Consider the following 23,168-nt stretch of genomic DNA (forward strand, 5'->3'; position numbering starts at 1 on the left):
ACCTCGCACGAAGACGACGGGAGGACGTCTCATGGCGAGCGGATCCCTCGACTTCGATCCGTCGGTCGTCGACGCGCGCACCGTCGCCGAGTCGATGGGCACGGATCCCGAGCGGGGCCTGACCGGGGGCGAGGCCGCACGCCGGCTGGCGTCGGGCGGCCCTAACGAGATCACCTCCACCAGGCCGGTGCCGAAGTGGCGCAAGTTCGTGGAGCAGTTCCGCGACCCGCTGATCTACCTGCTGTTCGCGGCGATCGTCATCTCGCTCGCGGCCTGGCTCATCGAGGGGGGCGAGGGCTGGCCGTTCGACGCGATCGTCATCACCGTCATCGTGGTGCTGAACGCGATCCTCGGCTACTGGCAGCAGGCCAAGGCCGAGCACGCCGTCGAGGCGCTGCAACGGATGAGCGCCAGCACGGCGACCGTGCTGCGCGACGGCGCGCAGTCGCGGGTGCCCACCCGCGAGGTGGTGCCCGGCGACATCCTGGTGCTGGGCGAGGGCGACACCGTGGCGGCCGACGCGCGGCTGCTGTCGGCCGCCACGCTGAAGGTCTCGGAAGCCTCGCTCACCGGGGAGAGCGAGGCGGTGCTCAAGGACGCCCACACCCTGCCCGAGCCCGCGGCGCTCGGCGACCGGCTCGACATGGTGTTCAACGGCACCGCGGTCACCCAGGGCGTCGGCCGGGCGGTGGTGACCGCCACCGGGATGGCCACCCAGATGGGGCAGATCGCCGACCTGCTGCACGCCACCCGCGAGGACCCCACTCCGCTGCAGCGGGAGATCGCCCGCGTCGGCCGGATGCTCGGCATCGCGGTGATCGTGATCGCCGTGGTGGTGATGGCCACCATCTTCCTGTTCTTCGGGGTCAACAGCATCGATGACGTCGTCACGGCCCTCCTTCTCGGCGTGTCGCTCGCCGTGGCCGCCGTGCCCGAGGGGCTGCCCACCGTCCTGTCGGTGGTGCTCGCGCTGGGCGTCCAGCGGATGGCCCTGCACAACGCGATCGTCAAGAAGCTCTCCTCGGTCGAAACGCTCGGTTCGGCGTCCGTCGTCTGCTCGGACAAGACCGGCACGCTGACGAAGGGCGAGATGACCATCGGCCGGGTGGTGACCGCGTCGGGCGAGGTCATGGTGACCGGCGCGGGCTACCGGCCCGAGGGGCGGATGACCCACGACGGCGCGCCGCTGGAGGAGGGCGGTGTCCTGTGGAGTCAGACCGCGTTCGTACTGGTCGGCGGCAGTCTCGCGAACAACGCCACCCTGCGCGAGGAGGACGGCGAATGGCTGGTCCAGGGCGACCCGACCGAGGCCGCGTTCCTGGTCGCCGAGGCGAAGCTCGGTGCGAGTGACCGGCGTACGTCGAGATTTCGGCGGGTGGGCGAGATCCCGTTCACCTCCGAGCGGAGGATGATGACCAGCGTCGAGGCCGACGCCGAGCGGGCCGGCAAGCTGGCCGTGGTCGCCAAGGGCGCCCCCGACGTGCTGCTCAGGCGCTGCACGCACGTGCGGGTCGGCGACGCGGCCGAGCCGCTGGACGACACCTGGCGGGCCCGCATCCTGGACGACGTCGAACGCCTGTCCGGCGAAGCCTTCCGCACCCTGGGCGTGGCCTACCGGCGACTGGAGGTGACCGAGCCGCCCGAGCTGGACGATTCGCTCGAGGAGAACCTCGTCTACGCGGGCATGGTCGGGATCATCGACCCGCCGCGCCCGGAGGCGGCCGTGGCCATCGCCGAGGCGCACCGCGCGGGCGTCCGGGTCATCATGATCACCGGTGACCACCCCCGCACCGCGGCGCGGATCGCCGAGGACCTCGGCATCGTCGAGCACGAGGCGGTCGCCGTGTCGGGAGCGGAGCTGGACCGGCTGGACGAGGAGGGGTTCCGCGAGATCGTCCGCCGGAGGTCGGTCTACGCCCGGGTGACGCCGCACGACAAGCTGCGCATCGTCGACGCGCTCCAGGACGACCACCGGGTGGTGGCCATGACCGGAGACGGCGTCAACGACGCGCCGGCCCTGAAGTCGGCCGACATCGGCATCGCGATGGGCCGCACGGGCACCGAGGTGACCAAGGAAGCGGCGAAGATGATCCTCGCCGACGACAACTTCGCCACCATCGTGCAGGCCATCCGGGAAGGCCGCCAGATCTTCCTGAACATCAAGAAGTTCCTCCGCTACCTGCTCTCCTCGAACATGGGCGAGGTGCTGACCGTCTTCCTCGGCGTCGTGCTCGCCGGGGTCATCGGCCTGTCACACGGCGAGGACACGATCGTGCTCCCGCTGCTGGCCACCCAGATCCTGTGGATCAACCTGCTGACCGACAGCGCCCCGGCCCTCGCCATGGGCGTCGACTCGGAGATCGAGGACGTGATGAACCGTCCGCCGCGTTCGCTGCGGGACCGGGTCATCGACCACCGGATGTGGGCCGGCGTGATCGTGATCGGCCTCGTCATGGCGGTGGCGACGCTCGCCACCATCGACCTCTTCCTGCCCGGCGGGCTCATCGAGGGCTCGCAGTCACTGGACAACGCCCGGACGGCGGGCTTCACGGTGCTCGTGCTGGCCCAGCTGTTCAACGCCCTCAACGCCAGGTCCGAGACCGGCAGCGCCTTCCACCGGCTGTTCGCGAACCCGTGGCTGTGGGGGGCCATCGGGCTTTCGCTGCTGTTGCAGATCGCCGTGGTCCACGTGCCCTTCCTCAACACCGCGTTCACGACCTCGCCGCTCTCGTTCGGGCAGTGGCTGGTCTGCGTCGCGATGGCGAGCGCGGTGCTGTGGGCCGGCGAGCTGCGGAAGCTGATCCTGCGGCGGGCCGGCGCTCAGCCGGGCTGACCTCCCGCTCGCGTACGTCCGCCCGGCGATGCGGGCGCGCGGGGCCTCAGACCAGGCGGAGGCCGGTGGGGCGCAGGGTGGACGTGACGAAGGCGTGGACGAGGCGCATGATCAGCGCTTCGAGCAGCAGGAACGCCGCCTTGGCCAGCACGGAGGCCAGGAACTCGGACATAGAGCACTCCATCGGGAGGAAATAGCTTTTACTGGCATATTTCACCACAAGATGGTTGTGGAGAGGAAGGCCAGGCGACGACCGGGTGAACTGATGGTGTCTATCCGGCGACGGCCTTCTCGATAAGACCGGCCACGACCGCCGCCACCGCCCCGCAACCGAGGCCGATCCCCCAGCCCACCGGGCCGACCGGACGGCTGCCGAACACCTGGCTGACGCCCGGTATCGAGATGATCAACCCCAGCGCGGCCAGCGACGACAGCGAGGCCAGCACCACCGTGCGGTCGCGGTGCCCCAGGGCCAGCGTCTGCAGGAGCTGAGCCGCGACCAGGCCGATGAGTCCGACCGTGTCCGCCCGGCCCCGGGTGCCGGTGGCGCGGGCGAAGATCCACGCCGCGATGGCCCCTCCTGCCGTGGCGAGGGCGCGCAGGTAGATGTCGCGGGTCAGCGCGGCGCCGAGTGAGGCCTCCGGCCCCTCGGCGAGCAGCTTCTCGGGGCTGGTGGCGCTCGGCGGCCGGACGGCCACGGCCATCGCGGGCAGCATGTCGGTCAGCAGGTTGACCAGGAGCAACTGGCGGGCGTTCAGCGCGCTGCGCCTGGTCAGCAGGCTGGACCCGAGCGTGAAGACGATCTCGCCGACGTTGCCGCCGAGCAGGATGCCGAGCGAGTCGCGGACCGAGCCCCACATGGCCCGGCCCTCGACGATCGTGTCGATGATGGTCTCGATGCGGTCGTCGGCGACGACGATGTCCGCGGCCGACCGGGCGGCGGGAGTGGCGCGGGCGCCGAGGGCGACGCCCACGTCGGCGAGCCGGATCGCCGGCACGTCGTTGGCGCCGTCGCCCGTGACGGCCACGACCTTGCCCGTGCTCCGCAGCACGGTGACGATCCGCGCCTTGTGCTCGGGGGTGGTCCGCGCGAAGACCGCCACGTGCGGCAGCACCTCGGCGAGCGCGTCGTCGTCGAGACGGTCGATCTCGGGACCGGTCATCACCCGCAGCCCGTTGACCGCGTTGATCTCGGCGGCGATGGCCTCTGCCGTACTGGGGTGATCTCCGGTGATCATGACGACGCGGACGCCGGCCCGCACCAGCTGCTCCACGCTGCGCTTGGCCGTCGGCCGCACCGGATCCGCCAGGCCCAGGAAGCCGAGGAAGGACAACCGCTCGATGCGGTCCTCGTCGAGATCCGCGCGGCTGGAGGCCGGCCGCTCGGCCACCGCGAGCACCCGGTAGCCCCGCCGGGCGAGCCGGTCCACCTCCTGCTCCAGCTCACGCATGATCGCGTCGTCCAGCGGGATCGTCCGCCCGTCCCTGACGAGCGACGTGCAGCGGCCCAGCACCACCTCGGGCGCGCCCTTGACGCTCAGCAGGTGGCCGGTGCCGGACAGGCCGAGCACCGCGTGATAGCCGCGCGCCGGCTCGAAGTGCAGCTCGTCGACCCGGCGCCACTCCGTCAGGCCCTCGTCGGGGGTGACGCCGGCGCTCTGGGCTCCCTCCACGACGGCCCGGTCCGTGGGATGGGGGATCACCCGCCCGCCGCCGAACCGGGGCCCCGCGCGGAGCGCCCCGGCGACGATGCCTCTCATCTCGGGCTTCAACTCGGCCAGCGGCTGCTCGTACCACCCGTCCGACACCTGGCCCAGGCTGATGTGGCCCTCGGTCAGGGTGCCGGTCTTGTCGAAGCAGAGCACGTCGACCCGGCCCAGCGCCTCGATCGTCGACGGGTTGCGTACCAGGGTGTTGTGCTTCGCCAGCCGCTTGGCCGAGGCGAGCTCCGCCACAGTGGCGACGAACGGCAGTCCTTCCGGCACCGCGGCCACCATCATGCTCACCGCGGGACCGAGCGCGGTGGCCAGCGGCGTGCCGCGAACCAGGTCGATGCCCATCAGCGCCACGCCGGAGCCGACGGCGGCGGGCAGGATGCGGCGGCTCAGCGCGCGCAGCCTCAGCTCCACGCCGCTGAGCGGCGCCTCCTGCCGGGCCAGCCGGGCGGTCCGGCCCGACTCGGTCAGGTCGCCCGTGGCCACGACCACCGCGCGGCCGCTGCCCGCCGCGACGGTGGTGCCGAGGTAGACCATCGAGCTCCGCTCGGCGACGGCCGCCGCCGCGGTCGGCGTCGTCGTCTTGGACACGAGCTGCGACTCGCCGGTGAGCGTCGACTCGTCCACCTCCAGGCTGGACGCCTTGATCAGCCTGGCGTCCGCCGGCACGGCGTCGCCGGCCCGCAGCTCGATCACGTCTCCCGGTACGAGGTCATCGGCCAGGGCCTCCTCGACGCCGCCGGGCCGGCGCAGGCGCGCGGTCACCGCCGTCGCCTCGGTGAGGCGGTGCAGCGCCCGGTCGGCGCCCCGCCGCTGAGCCCCGCCGATCAGGGCGTCGACGCCCAGCACGCCGCCGATCAGGAGCGCGTCCACGACCGAGCCGACCAGGGCCGACACCCCGGCGGCAGCGCCGAGAACGGGGGTCAGCGGGTTCGCCAGCTCCTCCAGGGCCGCGCCGAGCAGCGACTTGGGATGGAACTCGTCCTTCATCGCCGGTTTCACCCGGCGGCTCGCGGCCTCCGCCTCGGTCAGGCCGTTGGGCGAGGTCTCCAGCCGGGCCAGGACGTCGCGGGCGGCCATCGCGTGCCAGGGCGTGGTGTCGGCGTAGATGGGCGGCGCTCCCCTCCCGACGACGCGGCCCGCCCAGTGGCCGACGACGAACGCGACCGCCGACGTGCAGTCACGCACCACCTGGGCGCGCCAGACCACCCTGGGCGCGGGCCCCGCGAACGACAGAGCCGTCCCGACGACCGCGCCCGTCGCGGCCACCCATGCGGCGCGCCCGCTCACCCGCCGGGCCAGCGGGAGGTTCCGGAGCAGCAGATGCACCCCGTCGAGCTCCCCCATCACGTCCGCGTCCCACGGGATCCACCGCGACCGGCTGAGCACCCCGATGGCCAGATCGGCCTGGGTCAGCCCGCGCCTCGACCGCTGCGAGACCAGGGCCACGCCGCGGCCCTCCAGCTGGAGCTCCCGCACCGACGTGACCAGCCGGGATCCGCCCTCGACGGTCCGGCCCACGCCGAGCCGTCGGCCGATGCCGGGCTCCCCACCGGCCAGGATCACCTCACAGACGTCCTTCGGCGCGGCGACGAGGGCCTCGGCCATCGGGTGGAGCTCCCTGGCCAGGCCCACCAGGGCGATCTCCGTGCCCTCGTGGGACACCACGACCGTGCGGCTCCCCTCCTGCCACCGCTCCGGTGGCGCGGGGCCGTCCGAGGCGTCCCACGGCACGGCGGTCCACCCGTCGTGCTCGCGCCGCGCCGAAGGGTCGGCGAGGTCGAGAAGCGTGTAGAGGCGGGCGTGCAGATCGTCCAGATCCACGTCCGGGAGCAGGGTGTGGACATCGTCGATCGTCCACGCGCCCGTCATGAGCGCGGTGGCGTCGATCACCACCGTGTCGACGCGGTCCATGCGGTGCAGCGCGTACAGGTCGAGCACGATCGCGCCGCGCGCCGACAGGGCGCGCACCAGCCCGCTGACGAAGGCGTCCCTGCAGATGCGGGTCGCCTTGGGCATGCCCCCGATGAGCAGCGACAGCCCTTTCTCGTGGTCGCCGCCCACCGCCGCGGTGACGGTGTACACGGCCAGTGCCGTCGCGCTGGCCAGGTCGGCGTACCGCTCGACGGGGCCGCGGGCGAGCGGGACCGGGCGCGGCAGTTCGGGCACCGGGATGTTCCGGTACGTCCCGGTCATGGCGGCCAGTTCCTCTTCCCGGTCCGCCCAAGCTCGGGCACCGGCGCGCATGGCGAGGTACCGGCTCATGGCGGCGGTGGAGTCGATCAGCATCGACACGGGCCGCGCGGCCAGGGTGGTGCCCACGATCCGGCCCGTGGCCAGCACCGTGTCCGCGACGGGCTTGCCGAGGCGACGCTCCAGCTCATGGCGCAGGCGCGGGGTCTCGTCGACCGCCGCGAGAAAGGTGGGCACCACCATGGGCAGCATCGAAACGCGCGCGAGCCGGCCGGTGACCGCCAGCCCGGTGCCGACGAGGTTCAGGGCCAGGCTCGCCGCCGCACGGGCCTGCTGCTCCATGCCGTCGAGCACCCGGGCGACGCCCGCCGTCCCGCCGTCCTCGTCGTACTCCTCGATCACCGCGAGGAGCTTGTCCAGGTCGACGTCGCCCGCCTCGCAGCCCACGAAGACGCCGCCGAGCGTGCCGTTGACCTCGGCCCGCGCCACCCCGAGCGCGAGCAGCCGCTCCTCCAGAGCGCGCGCCTCCCGCTCGGTGCCCGGGCCGCCGATGTTCCGCAACTCGACGCGGACTCCCCCCGGGCAGTCCCGTACGTGGCGGGGGCGCGGGACGAGGCCGCGTATCGGCTCGGGGAGGATGTTCAGCAGGGTTTCGACGGACAACAGATCGAACACCGCCATGCGGCCTCCTGTCGACGGTGTTCTCGTATCGGATCGGCTGCCTCAGGTTCAGCCGGCCGTGCGCGCGGCCGTTCGCTTCTGCCCGCTCGTGGTGGCCGAAGCGGGCTTGGCGGAAGCAGGCTTGGCCGATGCGGGCTTGGCGGAAGCGGGCTTGGCCGAAGCAGGCTTGGTCGAAGCAGGCTTGGCCGATGCGGGCTTGGCCGATGCGGGCTTGGCCGATGCGGGCTTGGCCGATGCGGGCTTGGCCGATGCGGGCTTGGCCGATGCGGGCTTGGCCGATGCGGACTTCCGCCGTGCGGTGGACGCGGTCTGCTTGGCCTGTCCCGCCGCCTTGCGCGCGGCGGCCGTCGCCCTGCTCCGTACGGCCGACGTCCGGCTCGGGGACGAGGAACCGCTCCGCGCGGCCGGCGTTCTGGTCGTGGACGAGGAACCGCTCCGCGACGCCGACGTCCTGCTCGCTGCGGTAGATGCCCGGCTCGCTGCGGTGGACGTCCGGCTTCGGGAGGTCGAGGGCTTCCGCGTCGTCGTAGCCTTCTCTTCGGCCTTCTCGCCGGCCTGGCCGGTCCTGCTCGCGGTGCCGGGCGTCGTCGCCGGCGTCCGGCGCAGCGGGGATCTGGTCACTCGGTCCGAACGCGAACGCTGCGCGATGATCGCGCCCGCCCCGATCGCGGCCGCCACGGGCCATTCGAGCACGCCGAACACCGCGAGCGCGCCGAGCGCGCCGTAGTAGGCGATCCGCTCCGGCGGCGGCAGGAACGACCTGGCGATGTCCATGGCCTGGTCGAGCTCCTGCTTGCTGATGCGCGGCAGCTGGACGTGAGGCATGGGGGGCGCGCTGATGTGCGGCATGTGAACGTCCGGCGGGCGCACCTGGATGGTCATCATGGGCAGGCCCAGGGTGTATTCCTTCTTGTGGCCGTTCTTTGACCCGGAACGCTCCTGAGATGGGCGCGTCTTGGTTTCCGCCATGGCTCCTCCTCCGACGCCTATCCCTGGCCCAGAGCCAAGGACGGCGAGACCCGCGGCAGCGACTCTCCGTATGTCCCTTTCCTACGCCGGTCGCGTTATTCCGGATGGAAGGTATTCGGCGTTCTCTGCAGACCTAAACTTCGATCTACGCCACCACCCCTCACTTGCTGGACAGGATTCGCCCCTTGAACATCGGGTGCTTGGTCTCCCAGTAGCGCCAGCCCTCCACCCGCGACGGAATGTTGGCTATGCCGGTGTTGACCCGGACCTGCCGGCAGTTGTCGAGCCGCTGCCACGCCGACCAGCCGACGCGGTAGCCGAAGACGCGGTACCACATGTTGCCGTACATGCCCTTGCTGATCTTCTGCGTGTAGTCGTGGCCGACGAAGACCATGTGCCGCACCTCAAGATGGGGAAGCAGCATCTGGCGCAGTTGTCTGACGACATCGTCGGTGGTGATCGACTTCAGCTTCTCGTTCTCGGTCTCGATGAAGGCGCGCACCTCGTGCTCCCGGGTGACCGAGACCGTCATCTCGCCACCTGGGCCGTCGATGAAGCGGGTCCGGGGGATGAAGAAGTTTCTCGGCTGCAGGGAACGGACCCTGAAGAAGACGTGCGGCGCGCAGGCGATGTCTCGGACCTTGCCCACCCTCTTGGACTTCTTCTTGGTGTTGGTCGTCGTCTCGCTGGTCGTCGTCTCGTCAGTCGTCGTCTCGTCCGTTGTCGTCTCGTCGGTCGTCGTCTCGTCATCGCGAGGTATGGCCCCGGCAGGCACGGCAAGGGCCACGGACAGCGAGCCCACCATGGTCAACATCGCCAGCCCGCTGATCGATCGGTTCCTCGTCGGCCGGGCACGCGGAGCCGGGGCGTTGGTTCGGGGACTGAGTGTGGACATGAAGTACCGCTCCTTCCGGAACGCGGCCCGTGGCCGCGACTAACCCGCTGGCCGGACGTACGGCCCATGCCAGTCCCCGCCGGACGAACCGAACGTGACGGTTCAGATGCTTACAGTTGCCTCAAGTGGCCCCGCGACGCCACACCGAATCCGACTTCCCGGAACCCGGAAAGAGTCGGAAAAACCGCAGGCCGCCCACCCTCCTTCCGGTACGACGGCATGGAGGGACCCCACTCCCCCGGCCGCTCCGACGACGCGGGGAGAGCAGCCATACGTAGATCGCCCGATGCGCTTCATGCCTGATGTGCCTACTCTCGGCCCGATTCAGCATCGTCCGAGAAGGTGGGTCCATGCGCACACTGCCCGTGTTCGTCTCCACCGTCCTGCTGGCCACGGCGCTGACGGCGCCCGTCTCGGCCGGGGTCAAACCCGCGGCCGAAACCACCGACGTCGTCTTCCAGCGGGCCGACTTCGCCGCCGGCACCGCCGAGGGCACGACGTCCGGCAACGGGCTGTCGTTCGCCACCGCGGCCGGCACCACCTCCTATACCGACGCGCTCGGCACCAAGCAGTGGGAATACGCCCGCTGGACCGGCCCCGAGCGGGCGGTCGGCTTCGCCGCCACCGAACTGATCGCCTCCTGGACGGCCCACGTCCCGCGGGGCAGCTGGCTGCAGGTCGAGGCGCGCACCCGCCACGCGTCCGGCCTGACCAAGTGGTACGTGCTCGGCCGCTGGGCCTACGAGGAGGCGGACATCCGCCGCACCTCGGTGCCGGGACAGGGCGACGCCGACGGCACCGTGGCGGTCGACACGCTCGTCGCGGCGGCGGGCAAGCGGATCGAGTCCTACCAGCTGCGCCTCACGCTCTATCGCACGCCCGGTTCCACCATCCAGCCGCGGGTGCGGACCCTCGGCGCGATGGCCTCGTACGTGCCCGAGCGCAAGACCGTCCCGGTCAGCCCCGGCGGCGGCGCGTGGGGCACCGAGCTGGCCGTGCCGCGCCGCTCGCAGAACGTGCACGCGGGCCACTACCCGGAATGGGACGGCGGCGGCCAGGCCTGGTGCAGCCCGACGTCCACCACGATGGTCCTCGGCTTCTGGGACCGGTGGCCGAGTGCCGAGGACACCGCCTGGGTGAACCCGTCGGACCCCGATCCCGAGGTCGACTACGCCGCCCGCTTCACCTACGACCACGCCTACGAGGGCGCGGGCAACTGGCCGTTCAACACCGCCTACGCCGGCCGCTACGGGATGGACGGCTTCGTCACCCGGCTCCGCTCGCTCACGGAGCTGGAGCGCCTGATCAGCGCGGGCATCCCGGTGATCACCTCGCAGTCGTTCAAGAAGAATGAGCTGCCGGGGGCGGGATACGGCACCAACGGGCACATCATGGTGGTGGTCGGCTTCACCGCCGAGGGTGACGTGATCGCCAACGACCCCGCCTCCTCCAGCAACACCGCCGTGCGCCGGGTCTATCCGCGGGCCGCGTTCGAGAACGTCTGGCTTCGCAGCTCCAGCAGTGGCGGCATCGTCTACGTCATCCGCCCTCCCGGCCACGCGCTGCCCGCCTCGACCCCGGGCCTGCCCGCCAACTGGTGACGCGCGCCGGTGGGCGCCCGGTCGCGGCGCCCACCGGTGACTCCGGCGTCAGGGGCGGCCGCAGGCGCGGCGCAGGCCGTAGAACCAGTTCAGGTACGTGGTGTGCGGCAGTCGGCCCGAGATCCGCACCTGGGCGTCGTCCGCGTTCTCCAGGTGCGTGAAGTTGGCGCTGCCGGTGTAGACGCGCGGGGTGATGTCGTCGTCGTAGAAGCCGTCGATCATCATGAGCTTGTTGTGCGGCACCACGTCGCGGCTGCCGACCCTGATCCGGCACGGCGTGACCTGGATGTACCTGCCGTTGGCCGGCTGGGCCAGCACCTGCCGGACGGTGTCGTCGACGTTCCGGTCGTCGCCCGGGGCGTTGTCGTAGTAGACGATGTCGATCCAGCAGTTCTCGCCACGGAGCCTGCGCAGCTCGTTGGCGATGGCGACGCGGTTCTTGTTGAAGGCGGTCAGCGCCAGGCGGATGTCGGTCTGCCGGTAGACGCCGTCGGTGTCCTGGTAGGAGCACCGGATCAGCTTGAGGATGTTGACGATGGGGTCGCCGGCGGCCACGCGCCTCGGCAGGAAGCTCGCCCGGTACGTCGACCCGGTCGTGGTGGTCCAGTAGTAGCCGGGGTTGACCGCGACGCGGCGGCCCGCCCGCAGGTCCTCGAAGTAGCGCCCGTAGCCGGTGTAGACGGCGGCGTCGGAGAAGGTGTAGGCGTCGTTGAAGGAGTTGTACAGGTACCAGTCGGACAGGTTGGACGAGGTCTGGAAGACCACGTTCGGATACGTGACGTCGTCCACCACGACGCTGGAGAACAGCGCGAACTTGCTGTGCAGGTAGTTGCGGGCGATGCAGCCGCGGTTGACCGTCGCGGGGTTCGGATACTCGCACTGGACGAACCACGAGCCGGCCGTCTCGGAGGTGCCGAGGGCCGAGGCGAGCTGGGCGGCGATCACGTCGTTGGCGCCGTTCTCCATGCTGTCGAGGATCACCTTGACCCGCACGCCCCGGCCGCGGGCGGCGACGAGCGCGGCGGCCACCTCGCTCGACCGCTGACCGGGCGAGAACTGGTGGTTGACGAAGCGGATCTCACCGTCTGACGGGGTCGCCTGGATCAGCCGGATCAGCTGGTCCATGACGGCCGACTGCGCGGCGCTCGGTGTGCCCGGGGTGCCGGTGTCGGCCGTGGGGTCGTTGAAGACGGGGCCGTTCATGACGGGCGGGCCGCTGACGGCCGCGGCCCGCCGGGCGGCCTGGGCGCCCGGTCCGGTGACCAGAAACGAGGCGACCAGGCATAACGCCACGATGACAGTCGAACTCTTCGTCGGCATGCGGGGAGTCCCTTCCCGTGAGGATGCACAGGGTGTGGTGACTCCGAATGTCATGCCGCTGACGATCTACTGTCAACGTGGTTCCGTGATCTCGCCCCGCCCGGTTACCGAGTGGGGTCGAACTCCCTCAGGGCCGCGGGCTGCTTGCCGGTCGTGATCTGCTCGGCGAGCATCCGCCCGGTGGCCGGGCCGTGGGTGAGTCCCCACATGCCGTGACCGCCGGCGACGTAGATCCCGGGAACGTGGGTGGCCCCGATGAGCGGCCGTCCGTCGGGGGTGACGGGCCGCGGGCCGACCCAGGTGTCGGTGCGCTCTTCCCAGGAGACGCCGCTGAGCAGCGGCTTCGCCGACGCGATGATCGCGTCGACGCGCCTCTGGTAGAGCGGGGCGTCGGCGTCGCGGAACTCCATCGTGCCCGCCACCCGCAGCTTGCCCTGGTACGGCGTGCAGGCCACCCGTACGGCCGGCAGGTAGATCGGCCCGGGCACGGGCTGGTCGGTGGGCACGGTGAACGAGTAGCCGCGGCCGGCGCGCACCGGCACCCGGACACCCCACTCCTTGGCGAGCTGGTTGAGCCAGGCGCCGGTGGCCACGACGACGGCGTCGGCGGCGACCGACTCGCCCGTGTCCGACCAGACGGTGAGCCCGCCGCGGTCCTCACTCACGCCGGTCACCCGGAAGCCGGACCTGATCGTGGCGCCCCGCTCGGTGACGGCGCCGGCCAGCGCGTGGGTGAAGGCGCCCGGGTCGACGTAGCGCTGGCCGTCCAGCCGGATCCCGGCCCTGGCCGTCTGGGAGAGCTGCGGCGCCTGGGCGTAGAGGTCGTCGCCTTCGAGCGCGGCGTACTTGATCTCCAGCCCGGAGTCGTTGATGCGGCGCAGCTCGTGCAGGAGCGCGACGGCCTGGCGGGTGGTCTGGAACGCGGCCATGATCGGCGCCTCGTGCGTGGGGGCCTCGACGCCGTTGGACGTGAGCACGTCGAACGCTTCCAGGCACTCCTCGTTGAACGGCAGGTTGGCGCGTACCGCGCGGCCCCAGTCCTTCCAGTTGCAGTGCAGGGCGAACGTGGTGAGGAAGGACCACAGGCCCACGTCGGGGGTGAAGGGCATGTGCAGCGGGGCGTCCCGGTCGAGCAGGGAACGCAGGCCGTAGCGCAGGACGCCGGGCTCGTTCAGCGGGATGGCCAGCCCCGGGGAGAGCCAGCCCGCGTTGCCCCACGACGCGCCCGAGGCGACGCCGTCCCGATCCACCACGGTGACGTCGACACCGCGTTCCTGCAGGAACCAGGCGGTGGACAGGCCCACCACACCGGCGCCGACGACCACGACCGTACGCGGCCCACCGTCGATGCTCATTGCCACTCCGCTCTCGCATGTCCGTATACGAGCGAGCATCGCCCGTATGGAGCGGAAATGGGCTGTACATCTCGGACAAGCCCTAATGCGGCTTTTGTTCGGCCGCGACAATCACCCGCCCCGGTGGACCGCCAGCGCGATGATCATGGCCAGTCGCTTCTCCGGCAGGTCGAGCCGCAGGTTGGTGATGGCGTCCATCTTCCGCAGCCGGTATCTGACCGTGTTGGGGTGGACGCCGAGGCGGCCGGCGGCGACGGCCAGATCTCCCTGCGCCTCCAGCCAGGCGCGCAACGTCTCGATGTAGCGGGTGCCGTGCTCGGCGTCGTGCCGGGTCAGGTCGGCCACCGGCCCGCGCGCCGGAGCGCGCCCGGCCGAGGCGGCCGCGCGCAGCCGTTGCAGCAGAATCTCGTCCCACGACTCGTCGTAGACGACCGCCGGATCTCCCCCGGACCGGGACGCCCGCAGGGCGAGGCTCTCATCGGCCTCCTGCCTGCTCGCCGGGAGCTGCGCGGGCGTCGCCGGGCCGCCCACCCCGGCCAGCACGGTGACCTGGCGCGGCAGCACGGCCACGATGGCGGCGAGCCAGTCGAGGGCGGCCGTGACGTCGCCCCCCGAGGGCAGCACCGTGTAGAGCGTGTTGCCGAACAGCGCGCTGCGACCGGGCCGCGACCAGCCGAACCCCGTGGTCGCCCGCTCGAAGGCGAGCAGGATCGCGGCGTGCCTCTCCTCGGCGATGTGCGCCTGTAGCGCGATCACCCGGAACTGCCCGCCAGGCAACCCCAGCCGGCTGATCACGGCGGAGACGTCGGCCGTGCCCTCCAGCAACTGGATGACCAGGTCGGACTCGACCCGCCGCTCCAGGTCGGCGCTGACCCGGGAGCGCAGCAGGTGCAGCGCCACCGCTCGCGCCCCGTCGGCGAGGACGGTGCACTGCGCACCGGCCAGCGGCTGCTCGCACTCCACCCAGATCGAACCCAGCAGCTCGCGCCCGGCCCGGACGGCGACCACCATGCGGCCACGCAGCCCGTGGGCCGGTGACGGCTCGACGAACACCGGCTCGTCGGAGATCGCCAGGTGCGCGAAGACACCCTTGCTCTCCAGCAGCCGGTGCATGGCCTCGGAGACCCGCCTGCCGAGGATCGTCTCCAGGCGCACCGGGTCGGCCGTCTGCTGGGAGCCCGAGTAGGCCAGCACCCGCGACATCTGGTCCTCGATCGTCACCGGGTAGCCGAGCTCGCCGGCCAGCGTGTCGGCGAACGCGAACAGGTCGGTCGGCCCCCGCCCGGCCTCGGTCTCGCGCCCTTCGAGCACCAGCCCGTACACCACGCCGAAGAGCTGGCTCCAGGACACCTCGGGATCGACCAGCAGCACCGCGACCCCGCCGTCACGCGCCTCGGCCAGCACCGTCTCATCCAGCGCCGTCTCGCCCAGCGCCCTCTCGCCCAGCGCCGTGCCCTCGCGCACCAGCACCACCGTCGCCCGCGCGGCCCGCGACAGCCGGACGGCCTCGGCCGCCGACTCCACTCCGACGGCCAGGAACACGTCACCGGTCGCCGCCCGAGGGTCGGTCGGGTCGTGCACCACCACGCTGCGCAGCGCGACGTCACGCGACGCGGGCGCGCTCCACAACCTCGCCCCGTAGCCCCCGAGAACGTTGACCAGCCGATCCAGCTTCAGCATCGCCGCGCTCACCTGCCCCGTCGTCGCGCCGCATCCGCGCAGCGTACACGTGACGGCGGACCGGACACCGCCCGACGCTCACCACGCGTCCGGGTCTTCGTCCCTGGTGACGCACGGTCTCCGGTCACTGGTGGCGCGGCCTTCGCCGGGCGCTCGTGACGCGCGGCCTCCGGGAACTGGTGACGCGGCCTTCGCCGGGCGCTCGTGACGCGCGGCCTCCGGGAACTGGCGGCGCGGGCTTGGGCGCTGGTGGCGCGGTCTTGGGCGCTGGTGGCGCGTGGGCTCCGGGCGCTGCTCAGCGCGTGGCCGGTGTCGCCTGGGCGGCCGCGCCCAGCTGCGGGATCACCCGGTCGTACCAGCCGTCCAGCACCTCGGCCAGGCGCAGCAGGTCGGACTCGACCAGCGCGAGGCCAGGGGTGGGCACGAAGGCGCCCAGCTCCACCAGCAGCGGCCGCAGATGCACCTCGACCGCCAGGGCGTGCCGGGGATCACCCATGACGAGCAGGGGCAGCGCCACCGTGCCCGCCAGCGCGTCGGGCCGCAGCCGGTCGAGGAACGCCTTGAGCAGACCGGTGTAGGTGCCCTTGTACGTCGGGCTGGCGACCACGACCAGGTCGGCTCCGGCCACGAGTTCGAGTGCCACCTCCACCGCGGGCGACGGCAAGACGGCGAGCAGCTGCGGGCCGAGCGCCGACAGGTCGATCAGGTCGGGAGCGTCGGTGTGGCCGAGACGCCGGCCGAGGGTCTCGGCCGCCTCCACCGCCCCGGCCAGGGTCTTGGACCCGCTCCTGGGGTTGCCGACCAGCGCCACGATGCCGCTCACGAGACCACCACCCCGCCCGACGACCCGGCCGCCACGGACCTGGCGTCGGACCGAACCCCGGACCGAACCCCAGACCTGGCGTCGGACCTGGCGTCGGACCGAACCTCGGACCTGGCGTCGGACGGAACTGCGGCTCGGGCCGCGGTCAGGGCGGCGGTCAGGGCGGCGGTCAGGGCCGTGATCGGGGCCGTGATCGGGATCCGCCACGGGCGCCTGCGGGCTCGGGGCTGCTCGGCGTCTTCGTCCGGCTCCGCGTCGTCGTCGGGCAGGTCGTACCTGTGGACGTCACCGGACTCCGGCGGCGCTTCGGTACGGGTGGCGGCTTCAGGCAACGGAAGTCGCCTCCTCTCGCTGGGCCGCGGCGACCTTGTCGCGCAGCAGGGTGCAGATGCGGTGACGGTGCTCGCCGTCCCGTAGGCGGCCCGAGTCTGGCATGACCTCGGCCATCTGCTTGATCCGTCCGGCGTGGGAGGTCAATACGGCGACCCGCCGCCAAACGTACGCTCCAGTCCGAACTCAAGTCAATATTCCCTACTTGTTTTACATGGAAGCTTACGGATTCTGGTGGGGACGCAGGGTGGTGGTGGGGACAGGGATGGCCGGAAACGGATTGTCCGGGAGGAGGATGACGCGGCGGGCCTCGTCCGGCCGCGTCGCCGCGTCGAAGTGCAGCAGGGCGGCGCCGATCCCGGCGGCCCCGACCAGGTAGCCGGTGTCCGCCGTCACCTCGCCGGGCCGTAGCCGGCGGTACGCCTGATACCACCGCAGCCCCTGGTCATCGTGGCCGGTGGCGCGGCCGACGAGATCGCTCGCGAGCGTCGCGGCGTAGGTCAGGTACGACTCCCGCCCGGTCGCCGCCCATAACCCGACGAAGAGCTCCAGCAGGCCGGCCGAGCCGCAGCACTGGCAGGCGACGTTCCAGAACCCGGCCGTGCGCCGGCGCGGTACGCCGCTCTCGGTCACGCCACGGGCGAGGCGCACCACCCAGTCGAGGTCGCCGGCGTCGCCGGTCACCCGGTACAGCTCGTAGAACATCCGCGCCACCCCGGCCGAACCGGAGCAGAACCCCAGGTAGTGCAGCCCTCGCGCCTGCGGCACGTGGTGCGGCACGACGGCGCACCGGCCGGTCACGACGCTGACCGTGCGGACGAAGTCGGCTCCCCTGCGGGCGGCGTCGAGGAAACTCCGCTCACCCGTGGCGCTGTGGAGGCGGGCCAGGAGGAAGGCGGTGCCCGCCGTACCGGAGAGGAACCCCGGGGTGACGGCGTCGGTGGGCAGGTCGGCGCAGTCGCCGAAGCGGTGACCCGGGACGGCCCGGCCGGCGATGCGCGCGCCGGCCTCGGCGGCGAGCTCCTCGTAGGCGGGCACGCCGAGGACCGCGGCGGCCCGCAGCAGGCCGAGCACAATCCCGCCGTCGCCCCGCTGGGCGGGATCCCCCGTCCAGCCGGGGCCGCCGTCGAGGGGCCGGGCCGCGCGGACGATCCGGTCGGCCATCTCCGCGACCGTCTCCTCGAAGCCGCCGAGCGCCCAGCCGGCCTCGGTCAGCGCCACGAGCATTCCGGCCAGACCGTGGTGGAAGGTGAGATCTCGCTGGTCCCGCCAGGTGGCGGCGAGGTAGCGGGCACCGGCGCGAGCGTCGTCCAAATAGGCCTCGTGCCCGGTCGCCGCGGCGAGTTCGAGGAAGAACAGCACGATGCCGGCGGCTCCGGCGTACAGGGACGCGGGCTCCGTGCCGACGGCGGACCTGCCCCGGGAATCGGGGTTGGCCTGCCAGTGCCGCCCGCGATGGTCGTCGACGGCCGCCGACCGGATCCATCTCCCGGCCAGGATGGCGGCGTTCAACGGTGTCTCATGCTCGCTCGGTGAGCGGGTTCCATCCAAACCCATACTTGAAGCATCCCACATATTTGGTAGGAAAATAGGTATAGATACCGTTGAGATCGGGAGGTCGTCTGTGCCCATGCCGGATTTCTTGATCATCGGAGTCCCCAAGGCCGGGACGACGGCCCTGCATGCCGCTCTCCATCGGCATCCTGACCTCTTCCTGTCGCCCGTCAAGGAGCCGAAGCACTTCCTCACCGACGGGCCTCCCCCGACCACGGGCGGTCCCGGCGATGCCGAAACCTACCGCGAGCACGTCTGGCGGCGCACGGACTACGAGAAACTGTTCACCGTGGCGCCCCCGGGGACCCTCACCGGCGAGGCCACTCCCTTCTACCTGTACGACCTGGCCGCGCAGCGGCGCATCCGCGAGGCCGTTCCGCACGCCAGGCTGATCGTGATCCTGCGCGATCCCGTCGAACGGGCCCACTCCAACTGGACGCACCTGTGGTCGGCCGGGCTGGAGCCGATCGGCGACGTGGTGCGCGCCTGCGCGGAGGAGGAGCGGCGGATCGCCGCCGGGTGGGCGCACTTCTGGCACTACGTGGCACTCGGCAGGTACGGCGAGCAGCTGGCTCACCTGTTCACGCTGTTCGCCCGCGAGCAGGTGCTGATCTTCCGCTACCGCGACCTCGTCGACCGGCCCGCCGAGACCCTCGACCGGATCTGCGCCTTCCTCGGCGTACGCCAGGGCCTGGTCAGTGTGCTCCCGAGGGAGAACGTGACGGCGCATCCCGACGCGAGCCCGCGGCACGCGCTGCTGGCCTCGTTCCGGCGCCGGGTGCCCTCCGGCCTGGCCGAGCCCATCGAGAAGCTGCTCCAGCACCGCGGCGACTCCCGCCGGCCGCTGACCTGGGAGCAGCGGCAACTGCTCATCCCCTACTTCGCGGCGGACGTCCACCTGCTCCAGGAGGTCACCGGCCAGGACTTCGGCGACTGGCTGCGGCCCAGGGAACGCTCGGGCGGCCTGGTCGGGACCCGGCCGCCCGGTCAGCGCCAGTCGCGGAACGGCCGGCCGCCCCCGGCGTGATCCGTCAAGACCCGATCAGCGCAGTTCGGTGCGCAGCTCGTGGGCGCCGTCGGGGCGGGTGTACTCGTAGTAGAGCCGGATCCCGCCCGACGGCAGCTCGACGAGGTCGAGGTAGCGCAGGCCGCCGCCCCGGTGGGCCGACTCCGCTGCCGGGGCGTCGCCGAGCGGGGTCAGCGCGGCCGGATCGGTGCCCGCGGCGATGCCGGTGCGCTCCTCGTAGTTCTCCGCCGCCGTGGCGCGGCCGTCGTAGAAGGCCACCACCCGATCGCCCTCGAACCGTACGGCGCTGACGCGGGTGCCCCGCGCGTCCCACATTCCCGGGCGACCGCTGAGCGCCGTGCCGTGCCACGTCCACTCCAGGCCGTCGGCGCTGGTGGCGTAGTCGGTCACCATCTGGTCGGCCTCGTCGGGGTCGGCCAGCGGATGGCAGGAGGCCCACAGGTGCCACGTCGCGCCCCGCCGTACGATCACGGTGTCCTTCACCCCCGTCTTGGGGTCACCTGGGAGGACGGTGGTGCGCGAGCCCGGGTCGAACTCCGAGGGGTCGCCGGCCTCGAGCACCTCCACCCGCCAGTGCTTGGTCCCCTCGGTGGCGCAGCTCAGGTAGAGCCGCCAGCGGCCGTCGGCCACGCGCACCAGCGTGGGCCGCTCCAGCGACTCGGCGTCCATCTGCTCACGGGTGATCGTGGTCAGCGTCTCGAAGCGCTCGCCGTCGGCCGACCGGGCGACGGCGACCGCGTAGCCGCGGCCCTCGCCCACAGGTCTCCGCAGCCGGTAGGCGAGATAAACGAACCCGTCGGCCGCGACCGCGCTGGGGGCGCCCGCCCAATGGCCATCGGCCGAGACCGGGGGCACGACCGCGACAGCCGCGCGGTCGGGGTCGGGCAGCAGACCGGCAAGGTGGCGAACGTCCTCATCCATCGACATGGGCACGAGGTTAGGCCACCAGACGGGACCGGACACGGCTTCTCGCCTCCCCTTTAGAATTCCATGCATTTCAAGGGGATTTTACGTGAACAACAGGGTGATCCGCCCGCCTTCCCGTACGGCAAGGACGGTCCTAGGGTGGGAGATCGCCTGTGTCGGAAAAGGGGGAGCCGCATGCCGGACGTACGCCCGCTGCGGCCCGGCGATCCCGAGTGGATCGGTGACTACCGGCTCGTCGGCGTGCTCGGCTCGGGCGGGCAGGGCGTGGTCTACCGCGCCGTCACCGGCTCGGGCCGCGAAGTCGCCATCAAGCTGCTGCACAGCCATCTGAGCCATGACGACGACGTCAGGCGGGGCTTCCTGCGCGGGGTGGAGGCCGCGCAGCGGGTGGCGGCGTTCTGCACGGCCAGTGTGCTGGACGTCGGGGTGCTGGACGAGCAGCCCTACATCGTGAGCGAGTTCGTCCCGGGGATCACCCTGCAGGAGCTCGTACGCGCCTCAGGGTTCCGGACGGGCGGCGGGCTGGACCGGCTGGCGATCTCCACCCTGACCGCGCTCACCGCCATCCACCAGGCCGGGATCGTGCACCGCGACTTCAAGCCGGCCAACGTCCTGATGGGCCCCGAGGGCCCGATCGTCATCGACTTCGGCATCGCCAAGGCGCTCGACGGCACCACGCGCGCCTCGGGTCCGGTCGGCACACCCGCCTACATGTCGCCCGAGCAGATCAGGGGTGAGGCCGTCCTGCCCGCCTCCGACGTCTTCAGCTGGGCGGGCACGATGGTGTTCGCGGCCACCGGTCATCCGCCCTTCACCGGCGAGACGATCCCGGCCGTGCTCAACGGCGTGCTGAGCGGCGCTCCCGACCTCGCCGGCCTGCCGCCCCACCTGGCCGACCCGATCCGCGCCTGCCTGGCCAAGAATCCCGCCGCCCGCCCGACACCCCTCGCCCTGCTCCAGCGGCTGACCGGCCGCGCCCGCTCACTCCCCCCGCCCACCACTCCCGGTGCCGCTGCCACGCCCACGGCTGCGGCTGCGGCTGCGGCTGCGCCCGAGGCCGCCCCCATGGCCGCGTCCGCGCCAGGGGACGGGGCCGCGCCTGAGACCGGGGCCACACCCATGGCCGGGGCCGAGGCGGCGTCCGTGCCCGGAACCGTGCCCAGGGCCGTGCCCGGAACCATGCCCAGGGCCGAGGTCGCGTCCAGGCCCGGGGCCGTGTCCAGGCCCGGGGCCGTATCCGGGGCCGGGGCCGTGTCCGGGGCGGCGACCATGCCCCGTGGTGCCAGGTCCATGAGTCGCAGGGTGATGATCGGTGGCGTCGCGGCGGCCGCCGCCGCGGCGGTCTCCGCTGTGGCCCTCATCCGCTCGGGAGGCGGGCAGGGCATCCCCGCCTCGCCATCCACCTCGCCCGTCGCGGCCGGCACCGACCGGCCCGCCACGCCCACGCCGACCTCCACCCCCGGCCCAACGTCCGGCCCAACGTCCGGCCCGACGACTGGCCCGACGACCGGTGGCCTGCCGCTCGGCACCCCGATCGGGGAGCCCGTCTCCCTGAACGGCACACCGGTCGCCATCGCTTCCGCCGGCTCCACCGTGGTCTGCGGCCTGGCCAAGGGGCCGGCGCTGGCCTGGGACCCGGCCACCGCGACAGCGCCCCACCGACTCGGCGGCTCGGGCACGAGAACGACCTCGGTGGCCTGCGGCACCGTCGCCGGGAAGGCGGCGGTGGCCACCGGGCACCCCGACGGCACGGTCCGGCTGTGGACACCGACCGGGGAGCCCGACGGCACGGGCCGGCTCTGGGTACCGGACGGCGATCCCAGCGCCGAGCGCCGGCTGCGCGACCCCGTCCTCGCCCTGACCCTCGGCTCCGCACCGATCGCGATCACCGAGAAGTACGACTCCCTGACCGACCTGACCAGCTCCGTACGGTTCTGGAACATCGCCACCGGAAGGCAGATCGGCTCCACGATCACCAGCCACTTCCAGGGCGTCAACGGCGTGGCGTTCGGCCGGCTCGGCGACGACGACGTGGCCGTCACCGGAGACGGCCGCAACCAGGTCCGGGTGTGGCGGCTGGCCACGGGCAAGCACATACGCACGTTCGGCACCGGCGAGGTCGGCGGCATCGAGCGGCTGGCCTGCGGCCAGCTGAAGGGCCGGCCCGTCGTCGTGTCCACGCACCTGGACGCCACCCTGCGCGTCTACGACCTGGCCACCGGCAGGCGTACGGGCAAGTGGACGTTCAGCCGCCGGAGCCCCGACGACCGGGGCACCAGCGCCCTCGTCGCGGGCGAGCTCGACGGCGTGCCCATCGCCGCCACCGCCCACAGCCCCGCCTCCGGTGACTCGTTCCTGCGCGTCTGGAACCTCGGCGACGGCAAGACGATCGGCAGGCTGAACGTCGAGCCGATCCGGGCGCTGGCACTGACCCGGCTCGCCGGACGCCCCGTCGCCGTGGCGGCGACCGACGACTACCTACGAGTCTGGAGCCTCGGCACCGCCTGACTCCCCCGGCCTCGCTGGGGCTCCTCCCAGGAACCGGCGATCCGCCCGTCGGGCTCAAGACCGCACAACGGATTTACTTCGGAACGTGTTCCGAAGTAGCATGCGGCATGACCACGCCCACTGTCCCGTTCTCCGATCTGTCCAAGCATTCGAAACGGGTGGCCGAGACCATCGACCGATTCCATCGCGTGCACATCAAGCGCCGCGACGGAGAGGACCTGTACATCTCCACAGCCCAGCACGACCAACAACGGGAAGAGACCGCCGACGTCGCGGCCCGCATGATCACCGCGCTCCTCGCCAGCGACGAGGGCATGGGCGTGGTCCTGCACGCCCTGACCACTGTCTTTCCGTGGGCCCGGCACCTTTCCGCAGAGGAGACACAGGAATTCGTCCAGGAACTCCTCGACGCCACGCGGGACGCCGTCGACCTGGACGTTCACGCCACCCTGCACCGGGTCATCGTCGAGTGGCGTGCCACCGCCCGCATCCTGGCCGACCCGGCGCTGACCGCACAACTCACCACCCCGCTGCCAGAGGAGGACCACGGCGAGGTGACTGCGCCATGAGCCCCAAGCGCGGCGACGCCGTAGCCCCGCCACCCTAAGGACACCGATACCTGAGCGCGATCTCCGCGCCGCCGGCGAGCCGTTCCCACAGCCAGCCGAGTGCCTCCTCGGGCTTCCCCTGGCGCTCCATCAGCCGCGTCGCCTCCCGGAGCGCGGTGGCGCTGGGCTCCCAGTTCGAGGTATCCGCC

General features: G+C 72.0%; 16 protein-coding genes. 6 read left to right on the forward strand and 10 right to left on the reverse strand.

Annotated features, from left to right (window positions below; genetic code table 11):
• Window positions 1-31 precede the first annotated feature (31 nt).
• Complete coding sequence (locus tag AB0I38_RS01235; protein WP_358459929.1) at window positions 32-2,833, forward strand: cation-translocating P-type ATPase; 2,802 nt, start codon at window positions 32-34, stop codon at window positions 2,831-2,833.
• 46 nt (window positions 2,834-2,879) lie between these two features.
• Here AB0I38_RS01235 and AB0I38_RS01240 read toward each other — a convergent pair whose 3' ends face one another.
• Together AB0I38_RS01240 and AB0I38_RS01245 are read right to left on the reverse strand one after the other, a co-directional pair.
• Complete coding sequence (locus AB0I38_RS01240; protein WP_263647436.1) at window positions 2,880-3,005, reverse strand: hypothetical protein; 126 nt, start codon at window positions 3,003-3,005, stop codon at window positions 2,880-2,882.
• Window positions 3,006-3,105: 100 nt separating this feature from the next.
• Window positions 3,106-7,422, reverse strand: a complete 4,317-nt coding sequence (locus AB0I38_RS01245) for a cation-translocating P-type ATPase (RefSeq protein WP_358459933.1) — start codon at window positions 7,420-7,422, stop codon at window positions 3,106-3,108.
• A gap of 58 nt (window positions 7,423-7,480) precedes the next feature.
• Here AB0I38_RS01245 and AB0I38_RS01250 point away from each other — a divergent pair, with 58 nt between their 5' ends.
• The gene (locus tag AB0I38_RS01250; RefSeq protein ID WP_358459936.1) at window positions 7,481-8,149 is read left to right on the forward strand and encodes a hypothetical protein; all 669 of its coding nucleotides are present in this window, start codon (window positions 7,481-7,483) and stop codon (window positions 8,147-8,149) included.
• 402 nt (window positions 8,150-8,551) lie between these two features.
• Here AB0I38_RS01250 and AB0I38_RS01255 read toward each other — a convergent pair whose 3' ends face one another.
• Entirely contained in the window at window positions 8,552-9,286 is a 735-nt protein-coding gene (locus AB0I38_RS01255) for a hypothetical protein (protein ID WP_358459939.1), read from the reverse strand.
• A 350-nt stretch (window positions 9,287-9,636) separates the two neighbouring features.
• Here AB0I38_RS01255 and AB0I38_RS01260 point away from each other — a divergent pair, with 350 nt between their 5' ends.
• Window positions 9,637-10,887, forward strand: coding sequence for a C39 family peptidase (locus AB0I38_RS01260; RefSeq protein ID WP_358459942.1), 1,251 nt, complete (start codon window positions 9,637-9,639; stop codon window positions 10,885-10,887).
• Window positions 10,888-10,935: 48 nt separating this feature from the next.
• On the opposite strand, the gene AB0I38_RS01265 is transcribed toward AB0I38_RS01260, so the two are convergent.
• From AB0I38_RS01265 to AB0I38_RS01290, 6 genes are all read right to left on the reverse strand, one after another.
• Window positions 10,936-12,207, reverse strand: a complete 1,272-nt coding sequence (locus AB0I38_RS01265) for a phospholipase D-like domain-containing protein (RefSeq protein ID WP_358459945.1) — start codon at window positions 12,205-12,207, stop codon at window positions 10,936-10,938.
• A gap of 104 nt (window positions 12,208-12,311) precedes the next feature.
• Entirely contained in the window at window positions 12,312-13,562 is a 1,251-nt protein-coding gene (locus AB0I38_RS01270) for an NAD(P)/FAD-dependent oxidoreductase (protein WP_436838701.1), read from the reverse strand.
• Between the two features lie 111 nt (window positions 13,563-13,673).
• On the reverse strand, window positions 13,674-15,242 hold the full coding sequence (locus AB0I38_RS01275; protein WP_358459951.1) for a PucR family transcriptional regulator: 1,569 nt from the start codon (window positions 15,240-15,242) through the stop codon (window positions 13,674-13,676).
• Window positions 15,243-15,537: 295 nt separating this feature from the next.
• A complete protein-coding gene (locus AB0I38_RS01280; RefSeq protein ID WP_358459954.1) occupies window positions 15,538-16,065 on the reverse strand; it encodes an NADPH-dependent FMN reductase in 528 nt (175 codons plus the stop codon).
• Window positions 16,062-16,397, reverse strand: coding sequence for a hypothetical protein (locus AB0I38_RS01285; RefSeq protein WP_358459957.1), 336 nt, complete (start codon window positions 16,395-16,397; stop codon window positions 16,062-16,064). Before AB0I38_RS01285 ends, AB0I38_RS01280 begins: the two co-directional genes overlap by 4 nt.
• 220 nt (window positions 16,398-16,617) lie before the next feature.
• Window positions 16,618-17,907 carry a lanthionine synthetase LanC family protein gene (locus AB0I38_RS01290; protein ID WP_358459960.1) on the reverse strand — a complete coding sequence of 430 codons (1,290 nt, stop codon included), beginning with the start codon at window positions 17,905-17,907 and terminating at the stop codon, window positions 16,618-16,620.
• A gap of 118 nt (window positions 17,908-18,025) precedes the next feature.
• Between AB0I38_RS01290 and AB0I38_RS01295 the strand changes: the two genes are divergently transcribed.
• On the forward strand, window positions 18,026-18,976 hold the full coding sequence (locus AB0I38_RS01295; RefSeq protein WP_358459963.1) for a sulfotransferase family protein: 951 nt from the start codon (window positions 18,026-18,028) through the stop codon (window positions 18,974-18,976).
• Window positions 18,977-18,991: 15 nt separating this feature from the next.
• Here AB0I38_RS01295 and AB0I38_RS01300 read toward each other — a convergent pair whose 3' ends face one another.
• Window positions 18,992-19,903: a hypothetical protein gene (locus tag AB0I38_RS01300; protein WP_358459966.1), complete on the reverse strand. Its 912-nt coding sequence runs from the start codon at window positions 19,901-19,903 to the stop codon at window positions 18,992-18,994.
• A gap of 174 nt (window positions 19,904-20,077) precedes the next feature.
• On the opposite strand from AB0I38_RS01300, the gene AB0I38_RS01305 reads away from it, so the two are divergent.
• Window positions 20,078-22,411 carry a WD40 repeat domain-containing serine/threonine protein kinase gene (locus tag AB0I38_RS01305; RefSeq protein WP_358459969.1) on the forward strand — a complete coding sequence of 778 codons (2,334 nt, stop codon included), beginning with the start codon at window positions 20,078-20,080 and terminating at the stop codon, window positions 22,409-22,411.
• 107 nt (window positions 22,412-22,518) lie between these two features.
• Window positions 22,519-22,980, forward strand: coding sequence for a hypothetical protein (locus tag AB0I38_RS01310; protein WP_358459972.1), 462 nt, complete (start codon window positions 22,519-22,521; stop codon window positions 22,978-22,980).
• Window positions 22,981-23,168 lie beyond the last annotated feature (188 nt).

The organism is Nonomuraea cavernae, assembly GCF_040655715.1.
Taxonomy (GTDB): Bacteria; Actinomycetota; Actinomycetes; order Streptosporangiales; family Streptosporangiaceae; genus Nonomuraea; species Nonomuraea cavernae_A.